The organism is Moraxella nonliquefaciens, from assembly GCF_001679005.1.
Classification (GTDB): Bacteria; Pseudomonadota; Gammaproteobacteria; order Pseudomonadales; family Moraxellaceae; genus Moraxella; species Moraxella nonliquefaciens.
In genome coordinates, this window is the sequence record NZ_LXTW01000003.1 from 178,107 (window position 1) to 193,664 (window position 15,558).

14 protein-coding genes and 5 tRNA genes are annotated in these 15,558 nt (G+C 42.5%); 4 read left to right on the top strand and 15 right to left on the bottom strand.

Going from position 1 to position 15,558, the window contains the following annotated elements; all coding sequences use genetic code 11:
• Both A7456_RS01970 and A7456_RS01975 read left to right on the top strand, forming a co-directional pair.
• Positions 1 to 1,260 carry a 3-deoxy-D-manno-octulosonic acid transferase gene (locus tag A7456_RS01970; protein WP_067007026.1) on the top strand — a complete coding sequence of 420 codons (1,260 nt, stop codon included), beginning with the start codon at positions 1 to 3 and terminating at the stop codon, positions 1,258 to 1,260.
• Positions 1,257 to 1,970 (top strand): 16S rRNA (uracil(1498)-N(3))-methyltransferase, encoded by a 714-nt coding sequence (locus A7456_RS01975; protein WP_067007029.1) that lies wholly within the window; start codon positions 1,257 to 1,259, stop codon positions 1,968 to 1,970. The genes A7456_RS01970 and A7456_RS01975 overlap by 4 nt, the downstream gene beginning before the upstream one ends.
• 59 nt (positions 1,971 to 2,029) lie before the next feature.
• Here the strand turns inward: A7456_RS01975 and A7456_RS01980 are convergent, their stop codons facing one another.
• The 6 genes from A7456_RS01980 to A7456_RS02005 form a co-directional block, all read right to left on the bottom strand.
• Positions 2,030 to 2,665 (bottom strand): DUF2062 domain-containing protein, encoded by a 636-nt coding sequence (locus tag A7456_RS01980; RefSeq protein ID WP_067007031.1) that lies wholly within the window; start codon positions 2,663 to 2,665, stop codon positions 2,030 to 2,032.
• A gap of 361 nt (positions 2,666 to 3,026) precedes the next feature.
• Positions 3,027 to 3,102, bottom strand: a tRNA-Glu gene (locus A7456_RS01985).
• A gap of 182 nt (positions 3,103 to 3,284) precedes the next feature.
• Positions 3,285 to 3,773: a YajQ family cyclic di-GMP-binding protein gene (locus tag A7456_RS01990; protein ID WP_066885640.1), complete on the bottom strand. Its 489-nt coding sequence runs from the start codon at positions 3,771 to 3,773 to the stop codon at positions 3,285 to 3,287.
• 55 nt (positions 3,774 to 3,828) lie between these two features.
• The gene (gene rnt / locus A7456_RS01995; protein ID WP_067007035.1) at positions 3,829 to 4,488 is read right to left on the bottom strand and encodes a ribonuclease T; all 660 of its coding nucleotides are present in this window, start codon (positions 4,486 to 4,488) and stop codon (positions 3,829 to 3,831) included.
• A complete protein-coding gene (gene pyrC, locus A7456_RS02000) occupies positions 4,485 to 5,555 on the bottom strand; it encodes a dihydroorotase (protein ID WP_067007038.1) in 1,071 nt (356 codons plus the stop codon). Before pyrC ends, rnt begins: the two co-directional genes overlap by 4 nt.
• Positions 5,556 to 5,825: 270 nt before the next feature.
• A complete protein-coding gene (locus A7456_RS02005; protein WP_067007040.1) occupies positions 5,826 to 6,278 on the bottom strand; it encodes a universal stress protein in 453 nt (150 codons plus the stop codon).
• A gap of 157 nt (positions 6,279 to 6,435) precedes the next feature.
• Between A7456_RS02005 and A7456_RS02010 the strand changes: the two genes are divergently transcribed.
• Complete coding sequence (locus tag A7456_RS02010; RefSeq protein WP_145916039.1) at positions 6,436 to 7,056, top strand: hypothetical protein; 621 nt, start codon at positions 6,436 to 6,438, stop codon at positions 7,054 to 7,056.
• A gap of 86 nt (positions 7,057 to 7,142) precedes the next feature.
• On the opposite strand, the gene A7456_RS02015 is transcribed toward A7456_RS02010, so the two are convergent.
• From A7456_RS02015 to A7456_RS02030, 4 genes are all read right to left on the bottom strand, one after another.
• A tRNA-His gene (locus tag A7456_RS02015) sits at positions 7,143 to 7,218 on the bottom strand.
• 33 nt (positions 7,219 to 7,251) lie between these two features.
• Positions 7,252 to 7,328: transfer RNA gene (locus tag A7456_RS02020), tRNA-Arg, on the bottom strand.
• Between the two features lie 54 nt (positions 7,329 to 7,382).
• Positions 7,383 to 7,459: transfer RNA gene (locus tag A7456_RS02025), tRNA-Pro, on the bottom strand.
• A 144-nt stretch (positions 7,460 to 7,603) separates the two neighbouring features.
• Complete coding sequence (locus tag A7456_RS02030) at positions 7,604 to 7,909, bottom strand: rhodanese-like domain-containing protein (protein ID WP_067007046.1); 306 nt, start codon at positions 7,907 to 7,909, stop codon at positions 7,604 to 7,606.
• 431 nt (positions 7,910 to 8,340) lie between these two features.
• Between A7456_RS02030 and A7456_RS02035 the strand changes: the two genes are divergently transcribed.
• Positions 8,341 to 9,132: an Lnb N-terminal periplasmic domain-containing protein gene (locus A7456_RS02035; RefSeq protein ID WP_158512460.1), complete on the top strand. Its 792-nt coding sequence runs from the start codon at positions 8,341 to 8,343 to the stop codon at positions 9,130 to 9,132.
• An 18-nt stretch (positions 9,133 to 9,150) separates the two neighbouring features.
• On the opposite strand, the gene A7456_RS02040 is transcribed toward A7456_RS02035, so the two are convergent.
• The 5 genes from A7456_RS02040 to A7456_RS02060 form a co-directional block, all read right to left on the bottom strand.
• Positions 9,151 to 10,038 (bottom strand): WG repeat-containing protein, encoded by an 888-nt coding sequence (locus A7456_RS02040; RefSeq protein ID WP_158512461.1) that lies wholly within the window; start codon positions 10,036 to 10,038, stop codon positions 9,151 to 9,153.
• A 55-nt stretch (positions 10,039 to 10,093) separates the two neighbouring features.
• Positions 10,094 to 12,871 (bottom strand): [protein-PII] uridylyltransferase, encoded by a 2,778-nt coding sequence (gene glnD / locus A7456_RS02045; protein WP_067007054.1) that lies wholly within the window; start codon positions 12,869 to 12,871, stop codon positions 10,094 to 10,096.
• Positions 12,872 to 13,035: 164 nt separating this feature from the next.
• Positions 13,036 to 13,112: transfer RNA gene (locus A7456_RS02050), tRNA-Val, on the bottom strand.
• Between the two features lie 48 nt (positions 13,113 to 13,160).
• Positions 13,161 to 14,066, bottom strand: coding sequence for a prepilin peptidase (locus tag A7456_RS02055; RefSeq protein ID WP_067007064.1), 906 nt, complete (start codon positions 14,064 to 14,066; stop codon positions 13,161 to 13,163).
• The gene (locus A7456_RS02060; RefSeq protein WP_067007067.1) at positions 14,066 to 15,289 is read right to left on the bottom strand and encodes a type II secretion system F family protein; all 1,224 of its coding nucleotides are present in this window, start codon (positions 15,287 to 15,289) and stop codon (positions 14,066 to 14,068) included. Before A7456_RS02060 ends, A7456_RS02055 begins: the two co-directional genes overlap by 1 nt.
• Positions 15,290 to 15,558: the final 269 nt, after the last annotated feature.

The following is a 15,558-nucleotide window of genomic DNA, read 5'->3' on the forward strand; positions in this document are numbered from 1 at the left end:
ATGCGTCCACCCTTGTATTATCGCCTTGCCATCATCGTTCTAAGACCGCTTTATCGCTTGTTTTTGACGTACAAAAAAGACAAATTACCCCATGATGGGCGACAGATTGCCGAACGTTTTGGACAAAACTATCTGCCCATCGCCCATGATAAGCCCGTCATTTGGTGTCATGCTGTGTCTTTGGGAGAACTAAACACCGTCCATCCACTGCTTAATCTTATATTAGATGATGGTTGTCATTTGTGGATAACAAGCACTACGCAGACAGGCTTTGACCGTGTTGGCGTATTGTTTAAGGGGAAGCTGGGCAAGTCGGTGCAACACAGTTTTGTGCCTGTTGATGATGTTATGGTATTGAAGCGATTTTTGGCACATGTTTGCCCTGTGATGGCACTTTTTGTGGAGACCGAACTTTGGGCAAATACCTTATCGGTATTATCAGAACAGGGCATACCTCGTGTGATGGTAAATGCTCGCTTGACCCAAAAGTCCTTTGACAGTTATGCCAAATTTACTCGCCTTAGCCAAAGCATGATGACAAACTTATCACTCATCATCACCCAAGATGAGCAAAGTTATCACAACTTTATCGCACTGGGGGCAAGCCATGATAAGGTTAAGCAGGCTTATTCTTTAAAATGGAGCGGTCAAATTGGCAGCCCCCAAACCCCCACCGACTTTCATGGCTTTGTCAAAGACCGCCCCATTTGGGTCATGGCAAGCACGCATGAGGGCGAGGAGCGATTGGCCTTAGCGACGCATAAAAAATTATTGAAAGATTTTCCTGATTTACTCTTAATCTTAGTACCCCGCCATCCTGAGCGATTTGATGACGTGGCAAGCCTTTGCACGGACTTTGTGTATCACAGACGCAGTTTGGGCGAGTTCATAACCGATGATACGCAGGTGTATTTAGCAGATAGCATGGGCGAGCTTTTGGCGTGGTACGAGCTTTGTGATGTGGCGGTTGTGGGGGGTTCGTTTGTGGATAAGGGTGGTCATAATCCCATTGAGCCTATCAGTCTTGCCAGACCTGTCATCATGGGGCAGTATGTCAAAAACTGTGCCCAAATAGTGTATGATTTTGTTCATGTGGGTGCATTGGTGCAAAGTGATGACGGTAGGTTATATGGGGCGTTAAAGACATGGCTTGCCAATCCAGATCTTGCCAAGCACGCAGGCAAGAGCGGGCAGAGGCTTGTGCAAGAGCGAGCAGATGCCGATATAGTCCAATTTGCCATGATAAAGGCGTTATTATGAATGTCATGATTTTACCATCATCTGCCTTTGATGACACCACCGCCATCATTGATGAAGTGGGTCAGCTTACCCATATCAAAACGGTATTAAAAGCAGACGTTGGCGATACCCTAAAAATTGGCAAATTGGGCGATAAAATGGGCGTGGGGCAGATTGTCCATATTGATGATAATGGTTGTATTTTGCATAATGTTCGCCTAGATGCCGACCCCCCGCCCAAACTTGGCGTTACGGTTGTGCTTGCCTTGCCACGCCCCAAAGTGCTAAGACGGCTTATCATGGACATGACATCTTTTGGGGTGCATCATATCATCCTAATAAACAGCGTTCGCACCGATAAAAGCTATTGGGCATCACCCCTACTTAACCGCCTTGATGAGTTCATCCTAGAAGGTCTGCAACAGGGCGTGGACAGCATACCACCAACCATCACCCTAGCCAAACGCTTTAAGCCCTTTGTGCAGGACGAGTTACCACATCTGATAACAGGCAAATCTGCCCTTGTATTTCATCCTTATGCCAATACAAGTTTTACAAGTTTTGTCAGCAAAAATCCCTTGCCTAAGATTATCATCATCGGAGCGGAGGGAGGGTTTGTGCCTTATGAGATTGATTTGCTGGCAAGTGTGGGCGTACAATCGGTAAATATGGGTGAGCGGATTTTACGTACCGAAAGTGCGGTCAATGCTGTGCTTGGGCGTTGGGTGTAGTTATGTTGCTACAATAATAATCACATCAAAAACAATCACATCAAAAGAGTGGGCATGCCCTAAATAGAAAAATCATCAGAATCGATATTTTTTGCCTGTTCTCTGGCTTTGTGTCCTTTTTGGGTACGAAATTTGGGGGCAGTGGCGTTATAACCTTGTCGTTTTTGCCAATCATTGGCGATGCGATATTGCCAAAAAATACGAAAAGCAATGCCTAAAATGACACTGGTCATCATACCACACACAAGAAGCCCCCATGCAAATGCCTTAAAGGAAAAGATGGCATTTATCTTAAAAGGGTTGCCACCGTTACCTGTTGCCCACAGTGTCAAATCTGAAATCATCAGCCCCATACCACGAATACCAATGACAGGTTCACCGAGTAGTATCGCCCCTACTAAGTAGCACACCCAAAAAATTGGAATGGTTGTTAAAGGGTTGGTAATCCATGTCAAGGCGATACTCATCGGAACATTGGCACGAAAAATTAACGCCCCAATCAGTGCAAGAGGCATCTGACCGGGTAGGGGAAAAAAGGCACACAGCACACCCACATAAACCGCTCGGGTTAGCGCGCTTCGGTTTAGGTGCCATAGGCGTGGATCAGCCAAAAACGGGGCGAACAGGCTTATCATGCGGTTTTCACGCAACTTTTCGGGGGTGGGAAGCCAGTTTTTGAGCTTTTGTTTTGGCATGAAAAGATAGAAAAAGAGGACTAAATAGAAATGCCAAATTATAGCAAATTTATAAGATATAATGTTGTTGTAATTTTGCAATCTTAAAAGAGTGCTTTTAGTAGGGCGTGCCTGCCTTTGGTATTTGCAATGAAAATCACGAAAAATCGCACGTTTTTCAAGGAAAAAACGCAGGCTGATAGTTATTCTATCAGGTAAGTTTTTGACGATAAAAACAAAATTTAGCCATTTTTCATGCAAAAATGGATCAAAGCATTAAAATTTTCATCTTATTTTATAAAAATGCTATCAATGGTAGGTATGCCCTAAATATTGGGGTAAAAAATAAAATCCCCAAGTGATGACTTGGGGATTTAGAATATGGCACTCCATAGGGGATTCGAACCCCTGTTACCGCCGTGAAAGGGCGATGTCCTAGGCCTCTAGACGAATGGAGCACAAGGATGTAAAACTGATTTTGCTGCTTTACTGCAAGTCAATCGCTTTACCAACTTCTGAACGCTTTCACCGTGTCTATCAAAAGTGGCGTTATTATAGCAAATTATGTTTATCCGTCAAGCAAATTTTTTAAAAATTTCAAGAAATTTTTTAAGTGCATGAATTTTAAAAATTTTTAAAATCAATCCTTAAAATTGTTAAATTGTAATGGTACGCCAAACGATTTTTCTTTTAACAATGCCATACATGCTTGTAGATTGTCCTTTTTCTTATCGGACACACGGATTTTATCACCTTGAATGCTTGCTGAGACTTTCAAATCGCTCTCTTTGATGGTCTTGCTGATTTTTTTGGCGGTGTCTGAGTCTAGCCCATCTTTTAGGTTGATGATTTGTTTGGTGTGTTTGCCTGAACCTACTTTGTCCTGTGGGTCTAGGCTTTGTAAATCTACACCACGCTTGATGAGCTGTTTTTCAAAAATGGCATAGACGTTGTCGGTTTGTAGCTCGTTATCGCAGGTGATGGTAACGGTTTTGGCTTTTTCGTTTAACTCAACCGTGATGTCGCTGCCTTTGAAATCAAAACGAGTGGCAATCTCTTTATCGGTGTTGCCAATGGCGTTACGCACCTCTTGGATGTTCAGTTCTGAGACGATATCAAATGATGGCATGGTTTTTCCTTATAAAATAAAGTTAAGAATACAGATGACAGGCACATTCTACATATCACTTGTTTTTGATGTCAAGCATGTTCATGTTATTAAAAATCTGACAAAACAGCTCGGCGGTTTTTTGGGTGTCATACAGTGCTGAATGGGCGTATTGGTTGTCAAATTCAATCCCTGCCATAGAACATGTTTTGGCAAGCACCGTATGTCCATAGGCCAAAGCGGACAGGCTTGCTGTGTCTAGCACACTAAACGCATGAAAAGGCGACTGATTTTTTGAATTGGTGCGAGCGATGACAGCGTTTAAAAACCCCAAATCAAAATGAGCGTTATGCCCCACCAAAATACACTGACGACAGCCGTGAGCGTTTTTGGTTTCTTTTAGGGATTTAAAAATTTGGCGAATTGCCTTTTTTTCGTCTTGGGCGATGGCTTTGCGAAAAGGGCTGTCAGGGTTAATGCCTGTAAATTCTAGGGCAGATGGTTCTAAATTTGCCCCAACAAAGGGTTCAATGTGAGCATGTAACGGCTTAGCTTGATGGAGTTTGCCGTCATCATTCATCAAGATGGGAATACAGGCGATTTCTAATAGGGCATCGGTTTGGGCGTTAAATCCTGCTGTCTCCACATCCACCACAACAGGCATAAAACCCCGAAAGCGTTTGGCAAGGGGGCTTTTGTTGTCTTTGAGTGTGGTTGGGTTTGTTGTCTTGTTCATTGTTTTACCGACCATGCTAAGCTTTGCCCTGCCAGTAAGGGAGTTAGGGTTTTGTCATCAAGATAAGGATAACTTTTGGGTACGTCCATGTTGGATTTGACAAGGGTGATGGTGCTGGTATTGACAGGCAAACCATAGAACTCTGCCCCAAAACGGCTTGTAAAATTTTCTAATTTATCAAGTGCCCCCATACGCTCAAAAGCAGTGGCATAAAGCGGTAAGGCGTGTGGGGCAGAGTAGCACCCTGCACAGCCACAAGCGTTTTCTTTGGTATAAGTGGCGTGTGGGGCAGAATCTGTACCCAAGAAAAACTTAGGATTGCCAGATGTCGCCACTTCCAGCAGGCGTTTTTGGTGATCGGCACGTTTTAGGATGGGCAGACAATAAAAGTGTGGTTTAATGCCACCAACAAGCATGTGGTTACGGTTAAATAGTAAGTGCTGTGGGGTGATGGTCGCTCCCACGTTGCTTGCTTGGGCAAGACAAAAATCGGCGGCATCTTTTGTGGTGATGTGTTCCATGACAATGTAGAGATTGGGAAAATTTTTGATGATGACGGATAAAACCTCATCTAAAAACTGCTTTTCACGGTCAAAAATATCCACATCATTGTGAGTAACTTCGCCATGCACAAGTAGGGGTATGCCATGTTTTTGCATGCTCTCAAACACACAAGCTCGCCCTAAAATGTCGGTAACACCGTCCGCTGAATTGGTGGTTGCTCCGGCAGGGTAGAGTTTGACTGCTTGCACGATACCCGATGCTTTGGCATGGGCAATCTCATCGGCGGTTGTGTGATCGGTTAAGTATAAGACCATGCGTGGGTCAAACTTATTTTTACGCTCGCTTGGTATGTCTGACTTGTCTAGGGCGGTCAAAATCCGTTCACGGTAATTCATCGCCTGCTTGGTTGTCTTGACAGGCGGTACAAGATTTGGCATGCAGATGACACGGTTAAAACTCATGCAGGCATGAGGTACGGTTGTGGCAAGTGCCTCATTATCACGCAGGTGAATATGCCAGTCGTCAGGTTGGGTGATGGTTAGGGTTTGGATGGTGTCGGTCATGGCAATGGCTGTATTATGATGAAGCTGTTATTTTAAGGATTGGGGGCATTTTGTCAAGTTTTATGGGCGAAAGCCAAACAATAAATCTAAACAGTTTTTAAATGATTTGATTTGGATGGATTGATGGATTTTGTTGAATGAATTAATATTTAAATTAATATTTATAAAATCATGTTCAAATCAATATCAAATGACACAAAATAAAATAAGGGTCAGATACACCCTTATTGATAAATGTCTTAACAAATGCCTACCGTGTTGATGGGTGATTTAATCAACCAAATCCAACTGTACCACAAGCAAATCAGCATCAACATCAGGTAAAATGCTGTCAGCGGTTGCTCCTGCCAGCCATGCCGACAGCCCTGTGCGTTTGTGGCGACCGATGACCACCAGGTCAATGGCATGAGTATTACAATAGTCCACGATGCCTTTACGCCCTGAAATGGCGGTCTTGATTTTGGCATTATGGGCGTGTAGATTGTTACGTGCCAATACTTTGGCAAGGCGAGTACGAGCCACTTGACAGCGTTCATCATCTATCTCTTCGTGCAAGGCAGATGCTGGAATGAGTTCATAGCCAAAGCCCAACATGGTCTCTTCAACGATGTGTAATACAGACAATTGAGCAGACGGCGATGAGTCCAAAATCCATTTGGCTTTACTGGCGACAATGTCGGTATCGTCATTTAAATCGGTAACAAGTAATACGTGCTGATACATGGCAAGCTCCCTAAAAGGTGTAAAAGGACATTGCTACAACAGTATAGCAAAATCCCCCATGAATGCAAGGGGTATTTATTGGTTAATTTTGGATAATTTTTCTAAAATGATGAAAAAATTTGTTAAAATAAACAAAAGTGCTTTTGATGCCCCTACCATGAAAAATCCAATCAATCACACCACTTACAAAAACACAGACGTGATTTTTGTTCACCCAAAACACCGTGCTTATGTGATTTGGCATGGCGGTATTTTTTATCAACTCACACGCATGAGATTGTCAAAGCAGGCGTGGGATAGGCGGATGGTGTATGATGGCCCGCTTGATGAGATTTTTGTGGCGAAGCAATCGTGTGGACAAGATGAGTTTGATGAATTGGTGTTGGGGCAAATTGGTTTGGAAGTGGTAAAACTGCCTGATAAATTGCACGGCATCAGTGCCAATAAATTTTTGGCATGGTGGGAGGTCAATCGCTATGGTTTTTGGCATGCCAAAAGTGTTAATAATGAGTATGTGCAACATGAACATGGGTCATTACCAAAGCAAGATTTGCAAGAAAAATCACAACAAGCAGTACAGGCAAGCACCAACAATCATGACATGACTGACATGGATGGTACCAGTCATATCACCCAAGAGGGCATAAGTAACAATACTGGCAAAAATGCTAAGCAGTCAAAAACCCAAATGCCACAAAAACCCTACAAATCACAGGAGCAGGAGCAGTTATCAGGCGATGATATTTTTGATGCACTGCTTGATGAGCTGATGAGGTGAGTTATTTAAGAGCAAAAAGTGCAATAGCCCAAATGGATAAAAATAGACCAAACATAAAAAACCACCCAAAAGGGTGGTTTTGAATATGGGGTGAGTAATGGGACTTGAACCCACGACAACCGGAATCACAATCCGGGGCTCTACCAACTGAGCTATACCCACCATAATGAGATTTTCCATTCATAGTCAGGCAAATGGCACGCCTGGCAGGATTCGAACCTGCGACCACCCGCTTAGAAGGCGGATGCTCTATCCAACTGAGCTACAGGCGCTCAACTTACATGACTAACACATGACTAACAAAAAAAGCCTAATCAGGCTTTAAGTGGTCGGGGCGGAGGGATTTGAACCCCCGACCCTCTGCTCCCAAAGCAGATGCGCTACCAAGCTGCGCTACGCCCCGATTTACCAATATGCGATACATCATCGCTGTTAGTGGTGCGTATTATAGCGTAAATTTGGATGGTGTCAATGATTTATTTTAAAATTTTTATAAAATTTTTATAAAATTTTTATAAATCATTGATTTTATGTTATTTTTATGTTGTTAACTTTTTGTGAGTGTCCAGCCTAATGCTTCGGCTTCACGAGTGCCGCCTATTAGATGAACATAAGTGCGATTTGGGTCAAGTGTCTCTAACAGCTCACACGCACGCCCTGCCTTTGTGCCACCGCCACAAAGAATGTAGATATCCCCCGTGCTTTGGGCAAGTGTCTGGGCGTTGATATGTTCAATTGGCACGTTGATGGCGTGAGCGATATGCCCTGCTTGGTAACTATCAGCGTCTCGCACGTCCCAAATGGTCAGGGTTTCATTGGGGTTAAATTTGGCGATGGCTTGGGTCTTTATCATCGGATTCTCCGTCAAAAATAAATGCAAGTTTAGCAAATTTGGGGTATGATAGCAATATTTATTCTTTTTATCATCAGTTATTTTCTCATCAGTTAAAAATGTTGCTGATTATTGTGCTTGCTGTTGGGTAATTTCATATCAGCCATTAAGGATGACCCATGACCAAATGTTTTATTTTATATGCTTGTGTTATTATGCTATTGAGTATGTGGGCGTGTTTGACGTTGTGGGTACATATGCCTTTTGATGGATTAACTTATGTTGTTATTGGTTTTATTTTATTATTATCAATCATGATAATTTTTCCTAATTATTTTGATAAATTATTTAATTATTTTATCTTTGGTGAATTGAATCATTATTCATTACTTCATCAGTTATTAGGTGTTTTTGGATTGATTATTGGTGTGGTTTTTGTTTGGTTTTTTGTGATGACCCCAAGTAATGACAGAGCATGGCAAGATGAATTTAAACATCAATTTACCTATACCAAAAATAATAACATCATTACCATAAACAATGTGCGTGATTTTTATTGGTATAAAGATACTTATGTTAAGCGTTGGGATGTTCGTACTTATGATATGAATCATCTGTCAAGCCTTGATATGATTAGCACGACATGGGGCATGGACAGCATTGCACATATTATGGTATCGTTTGGTTTTGATGATGGTATGGGTAATACCGATAGGCTTGTTTTTTCGGTGGAAGCACGCAAAGAGATTGGTGAAGAGTTCTCAACCATTGGTGGATTTTTTAGAATGTATGATTTATCCATCATTGCAGGGGATGAGCGTGATTTGATTTATACTCGTACCAATATTAGAAATGAAAAAGTATCTGTTTATCCCATTTTATATGATAAACAAAAAATAAAGAATTTGTTTTTGGCTTATTTAGATTATGGTCATCTCTTAAATGATGAACCTAAATTTTACCATTCGCTATTTAGCAACTGTACCACAGTCATCTATAAAATGGTCAGTCAAATTGATGATATACCACTGGATTATCGTATTATTGTTTCGGGGAAATTGGCTGATTATTTATATGATAAAGGAGCAATTGATGATAATTATGATTTGATGGATTGGAAAAAGGCTGCTTTTGCCAATCCTAAGGTGGCTCATTTGGGTAATCACAGCAATATTTCATCACAACAATATTCAGCATTAATCAGAGAGGGTTTATTAAATCAAAACCACTCAAATAAGCATTGATTTTGTTTATTTTTATGGTCAGTCTTGCCATATGGGTTTGACACGTTCGCCCTTTTTATTGATAAAATAAATGTTATCATCGCTTATTACCATGGCAGAATCATTGATAAAGCTGGTGGCAAAATCGTATTTTAAGGGCAAGGTGATTTTACCTTTGGGATTAATGTAGCCGTAGCGGATAATGGGGTTACCATTGGCATCAGTATTGCCTGTATCTTTGGCAACCAATGCCAACTGTTCGCTAAAATCTTCAACGTGGTCATAGATGGGGGCGATTTTGATTTGACCATTTTTGTCCATAAATCCCCATTTGTCATTGATTTTAACTGAGACTAGACCATACTCAAACCAGTTACCCATTTCGTCAAAATTTGGATTGATGACGATGTTGCCTTGTTTGTCAATAAAGCCGTATTTACCATTTTTGGCGATTTTGGCACGCCCCTCCCAAAAGCCCCACGCATTTTCAAAGGTGGGGGCAATGACAAAGTCGCCTTTGGGATTGATGTAGCCGTATTTGCCTTGTTGTTTGACCAAAGCAAACCCATCATCAAAATGATTGGCTTCATCAAAAATGGGAGCGATGACAACTTTGCCACTGGTATCGGCAAAACCAAAAGCCATGCCATCGGTGATGACGGTTAGATTTTCATTATATTGGCAGTCGCTGGTGTATTTAGCATAACTAAAACCTGTGGGCAAATTGGTGTTATCTTCGCAGACGTCGGTATCTTCTAAGAGATTGATGGATGCGTAGGCGTCTGAATCGACGCCGTTTTGTGCGTTGACGTCTGAATCGACGCCGTTTTGTGCGTTGACGTCTGTTATAGCAAAAACGAATGGGACAAGGCATAGGGCAAACTTTGGGTGAGGGGTAGATGGAGTAAAAAAACAAAAATAGTGCATAAAAGAATGCATGAATGTTCCAAATGGTGCAAAAGACAGATGTATTTTACTTAACTTATTGTAAAATTTCAATCAAGGCCACTTTGAGTGATTGAATTGTATCATCGTCAAGCAAACCGCCATCTTTATCAGACAAATAAAAAATGTCTTCGGCACGCTCGCCCAAGGTGGTAATTCTTGCCCCATGCACCACCATACCAAGTTTTGAGAATACTTGCCCTATTTTGGCAAGTAGGGCAGGACGGTCTTTGGTAATGAGTGATAGGGCGTGATGTCCCAGATGGGCAAGGGATGTGGCGTGTTCAATGTGTATTTGAGTGGGTACATTAAAATGCTTTAAGGTTGGGTTAAAGCCAAAATTAGCACCAACCATCTGACACGAAGGGGTGTTATTTGTGAGTGCTTGATGAAGTTCACTCATCAGTTCATCTCGTCTGTTGCTAGGATGTAGAAAATCACTCATGAGTGTGCCATGTTCATCTCGCGTGGCAAATCGGTCAATGAGTACATAACTATCTAGGGCAGAGGGTACGCCGTCAATGGTGGCACTGACAATGGTGGCATCTAGCACCGATAAGCCAAAGCGGTCAAGCACACCCACACTGATGGCGAACAAATCATCACGGTCAGGGGTGCAGATAAATAGCCAAATGGCATCTAATGCCAAATCTGTGTGGGGGCGAATGGCGATGATGGGGCGGGCATCTTTGATGGCAGATTTTTGTTCTAAGATAATACGACTTTGCCACGCGATGTCAAGTTTTTTGTGTTTTAAAAAATATTCATCACCGAGTTCATTCCAAAGAGCGTGCAGGGTGGTAGGTTCAATGTCGCTCAGTAGGGCTTGTGCTCTACTTTTGCGAGCTGTGATATAGACGTCTTTATCCACGATACCCATGCCAAGGTTTAGTACTCGTCTTGTGCTGATATAAAGCTGTTTTAGCAGACTGGCACGCCATGAATTCCACAACTCGCTGTTGGTGGCATTCATATCAGCAACGGTCAGCACATATAGATGGTTTAATCTGCTGACACTGCCAACAAAACGGGCAAAATCAGCGATGACATTGGGGTCTAAGATGTCTTGTTTTTGGGCGGTAAGCGACATGGTCAAATGTTCACGCACGAGCCATGATGCAAACTGGCTGTCGCTTTCGGTCATGGCGTGTGATTTACAAAATTCATACACATCTACCGCTCCAAGTTGGCTGTGGTTGCCCCCACGCCCTTTGGCAATGTCATGAAACAAGGCGGCGATGACCAGTATGTCTTTGCGGTGAATTTGCTGATAAATCTGACTGACCAAATCAAATTTTTGTTGGTAAATGTCATTGCTTAGTTCACCAAATCGGTGCAAAATACGAATGAGAAGTAAGGTGTGTGCATCTACTGTATAGCGATGAAACAGATCGTATTGCATCAGCCCCATGATTTTACCAAAAGCAGGCAGATATGAGCCTAATACGCCAAAGCGTTTCATCAGACGTAGGCGGTGAAATAGGTGATTGGGTTCTTGTAGGTTTGCCAAAAATAAGGCTTGGTGAGTAGGATGTTGGCGATAGTTGTCATCAATGAGTGGTGTGGCAAGGTAGATGGCACGCAAGGTATTGGCACTGATTTTTTTAATGCCTTGTTGCCCCATGATTAAAAAAATATGAAGCAGTAGAGCAGGGTTTTTGTCAAAGGCATCTGGCTCATACACAGCGATTTTGGGGTCGCATGTTGGCAATTTGCCTTGTCTGATGAGCACATCTCTTGCCAGCCCATCTTGGTGTAGCGATGAATCAATGGGATTTGCTTGTTCGGTGATGACATAAAATTCCTCATTGATGGGTGTGGTGATGAGATGAGGATTTAGATAGTTTTCATTAAAATAAGCGCACAACAGCTCACAAAGACTGGCGATGGTCATGGCATGGCGGTAGTAGATTCGCATGAGTTGTTCTAAGGCATGCGTGATTTGGTGATTGTCATCATGGGCGTATGCCAGCCCCATGCTAATAGCGATGGCACGCTGACGTTCAAAGAGCAGGCGGTCATCATGACGTGCAACATGTGTGTGTAGATGATGACGTAAGCACCATAAGAAGCGTTTGGCAGACTCTAAGGTGGTGTATTCATCAGGGCTTAAAAAACCAACTTCAACCAAATCGTAAAAACTGTGTATTGTATCAAAATAAAATTTACCCAACCATAAAACTGTGTGTAAATCTCGAAGTGCACCAGGGGCGGTCTTAATGTTCGGCTCTAAGTTGTATTCGGTGGCGTTATGGGCAAGATAGCGAATCCTAGATTCACTCATTTTGACATCAAAAAAGGCTTTGGCGGTCCACGCTCCTTTGACAGCAAGGATTGGTATCTTTGTCAGTGTGTCATTACCAACCAAAAAACGAGCCTCTAGTAGGGCAGTTGCCACAGTATGGTCAGTAACAGCGGTCATCGTGTCTCTCACCGTCCGCACTGAGATGGCCGGCTCTATGCCAATATCCCATAGGCTTGCCACGAATGCTTCTATCTTAGCTTGATGATTGCTTGTATCATCACCCAATATCAGAATGTCTATATCAGACGCTGGAAATAGCTCACCTCGTCCATAACCCCCAATGGCAAATAAAGCAAGTCCGCTGTCTGCTCCAAATAATTCCTTAAACATACTAATGAGCATGCCATCTACCGCCTGCACTCGCAGAGCAATGTGGAGCTCTATCGTGTCTGTGGCATCCATGCCCTGTTTGCAAATCTTGTGGTCAATACTGGCATTTAGCTCGGTCAGATAAGTTTTATAAGCAGTACAGGAGTAGGGGGGTAAGGTGGGTAGGTTAAATTGGGTCATGATAATCGGAGTTTAACTACTTGGCGTAATTTTGGCGTAAATTTATCGTTATTTTACGCATTTTTCGTCCAAAATGCACAAAATAAACACATTTATTTTTGTAAGCAATTTTGTCAAAATAAGCAAAACCCCTTGAAACATAATCATTTCAAGGGGTTTGGATATGGTAGGCGTAAACGGATTCGAACCATCGACCCCCACCATGTCAAGGTGGTGCTCTAACCAACTGAGCTATACGCCTAAAAGTGGTGCTATTATAACAGATAAATTTTAGATGGCAAGCACTTTTTTAAATTTTATACATACCCAAATACCAATTCATGATATCATGCCCCCACAGTAGGGCGATGATGCCAGCGATGGCAATATAAGGACCAAAAGCAAAGGCACGGCTTTCACCACGCATTTTCATCAAAACCATGCCTACAATAGAGCCCAAGACGGCTGATGTTAAGACTAAAAAGGGCAACATGCTCACACCTAGCCACGCCCCAATCGCTCCTAGTAGTTTAAAATCGCCTGCTCCCATACCGTCCTTTTTGGTGATGAGTGCATAGAGTTTGGCAACCGACCAAAGAGATAAAAATCCAAGCAGTCCACCCCATACCGCAGAGCTTAGTGAGGTGAAAATATTTTGGGTATTTGCCATTAAGCCCATCATGCCAAGCGGAAACACCAAACGGTCAGGAAGTAATTGAGTGTCAAAATCAATACCAGTTAGGGCGATGAGTATCCACAGATAAATCAGTCCTAACACGCCTGCCAAATTTGCTCCTAGTATATAGATGACCAAGATGGACAGTAGAGCGGTTATTAACTCTACCAGTGGGTAGCGTATACTGATGGGGTTGCCACAATCTGAACATTTACCATGCAAAAGAATGAGCCAGCTGATGATGGGAATGTTTTCATAAGCACGGATTTGGTGATTGCACTTAGGGCAACGAGACGGCGGAAATGATAAACTAATGGGTGCATCGCTGGCAATCACCTTGCCAATAGGCTTCACGTGAGTGGGGTCAAGGTCAGATTGGGTATCCAAAAACCACGCCGTATCTTTACGCCACTCTCGGTTCATGATGAGTGGCGTGCGATGAATGACCACGTTTAAAAATGAACCAACGCAAAGCCCCAATATTCCAGTCAGGGCAAGCACTATATATAAATTTTCTGCTAAAAATTGGAAAATGTTCATTAGCTTACCACAGAGCCCATTTGGAATATGGGTAGATACATGGCGATGACCAAACCCCCAATGACGATACCTAAAAATGCCATGATCATGGGTTCCATGAGACTGGTCAGACCATCAACGGCATTATCCACTTCGTTTTCATAGTAGGTGGCGGCTTTATCTAGCATCTCCTCTAAACTGCCTGCTTCTTCGCCAATGCCCACCATCTGGATGACCATGCTGGGAAATAAGTTGGTGCTACGAATGGCAAATTGCATTTGCTGACCGGTGGCAACGTCTTCTTTAATACGCTGAGTGGCTTCGTAAAATACAATATTATTGGTAGCCCCTGCGGTAGAGTCTAAGGCATCAATCAAAGGCACGCCAGCGGCAAAGGTCGTGGATAGGGTGCGACAAAAACGAGCAATGATTGACTTGTAGACAATATCACCAAAAATTGGCGCTTTAAGAGCCAATCTGTCCAGAAAATTCCTAAATTTTTGGCTGCGTAACTTAGCTTGTGTAAAAGACACCGCAAGTATCGCCAAAACAATAAAAAACAACAAATAATACTTAACCATCCAGTTGGACATATTGACAACAAATTGGGTAAAGGCAGGCAATTCTGCACCAAAACCAGCAAACATATCAGCAAAAACAGGCACAACTTTGATGAGCAAAATGGCGGTTACAATGATGGCAACGATGATGACCGCAATCGGATATTTCATGGCTTTTTTGATTTTTGCTTTTAATAGCTCACTTTTTTCTTTATAGGTGGCAACACGTTCAAGCATGGTCTCTAAGGCACCTGATTGTTCACCTGACTCAACCAATGAACAAAACAGGTCATCAAAATATTTGGGGTGCTTACGTAAAGCTGTGGCAAAGTTACTGCCCGCTTCAATGTCTGCCTTGATTTTTAAGACCAGCTCCTTCATGCTGGGATTTTCAAGGGAGTCGGCGACAATCTCAAAAGATTGGGTGAGTGGCACACCCGCTTTCATCATCGTGGCAAGCTGACGCACAAAGATGGCAATGTCTAATGCTTTGATGGATTTTTTCATCTCAAAGAGAGGTTTGGGCTTTTGTCTGACATCTTGGACGATGATGCCCTGCTTTCTAAGCTGAGCACGAGCAAGTTCAAGACTTTTAGCAGTGAGTTCGCCTTTGACATTCTGACCACGTCTATTAGTGCCAGAGTATTTAAAATCAAGTAATTGTTCGGTTGCTGCTTTTGCCATGTGTATCTCTTCATGCTTTGTCAGTGCTGACGGTATTGTCAATGTGCCATATTGTATTTGTAAATTAACCCAACATAGCCCAACTTATGGGTTATGGGGCAACATAGGGCAATGCTGATGACATTTTACACTAAAAGCCATCAAATTGTAAATAATATATCACAAAACTTACACAACATTCATGGTGTTTGGTGGGCATATCCTGCCGTTCATGCCATTTAAAAATAAACGGTATATTTTTTGGTTAAATGATTTAAATAATAAACAAA

Excerpts from the sequence above, each read along its gene's own strand:
- A7456_RS01970 (WP_067007026.1), top strand. The coding sequence starts at position 1 with ATGCGTCCACCCTTGTATTATCGCCTTGCCATCATCGTTCTAAGACCG.
- A7456_RS01975 (WP_067007029.1), top strand. The coding sequence starts at position 1,257 with ATGAATGTCATGATTTTACCATCATCTGCCTTTGATGACACCACCGCC.
- A7456_RS01980 (WP_067007031.1), bottom strand. The coding sequence starts at position 2,665 with ATGCCAAAACAAAAGCTCAAAAACTGGCTTCCCACCCCCGAAAAGTTG.
- A7456_RS01990 (WP_066885640.1), bottom strand. The coding sequence starts at position 3,773 with ATGCCATCATTTGATATCGTCTCAGAACTGAACATCCAAGAGGTGCGT.
- rnt (WP_067007035.1), bottom strand. The coding sequence starts at position 4,488 with ATGAACAAGACAACAAACCCAACCACACTCAAAGACAACAAAAGCCCC.
- pyrC (WP_067007038.1), bottom strand. The coding sequence starts at position 5,555 with ATGACCGACACCATCCAAACCCTAACCATCACCCAACCTGACGACTGG.
- A7456_RS02005 (WP_067007040.1), bottom strand. The coding sequence starts at position 6,278 with ATGTATCAGCACGTATTACTTGTTACCGATTTAAATGACGATACCGAC.
- A7456_RS02010 (WP_145916039.1), top strand. The coding sequence starts at position 6,436 with ATGAAAAATCCAATCAATCACACCACTTACAAAAACACAGACGTGATT.
- A7456_RS02030 (WP_067007046.1), bottom strand. The coding sequence starts at position 7,909 with ATGATAAAGACCCAAGCCATCGCCAAATTTAACCCCAATGAAACCCTG.
- A7456_RS02035 (WP_158512460.1), top strand. The coding sequence starts at position 8,341 with ATGACCCCAAGTAATGACAGAGCATGGCAAGATGAATTTAAACATCAA.
- A7456_RS02040 (WP_158512461.1), bottom strand. The coding sequence starts at position 10,038 with ATGCACTATTTTTGTTTTTTTACTCCATCTACCCCTCACCCAAAGTTT.
- glnD (WP_067007054.1), bottom strand. The coding sequence starts at position 12,871 with ATGACCCAATTTAACCTACCCACCTTACCCCCCTACTCCTGTACTGCT.
- A7456_RS02055 (WP_067007064.1), bottom strand. The coding sequence starts at position 14,066 with ATGAACATTTTCCAATTTTTAGCAGAAAATTTATATATAGTGCTTGCC.
- A7456_RS02060 (WP_067007067.1), bottom strand. The coding sequence starts at position 15,289 with ATGGCAAAAGCAGCAACCGAACAATTACTTGATTTTAAATACTCTGGC.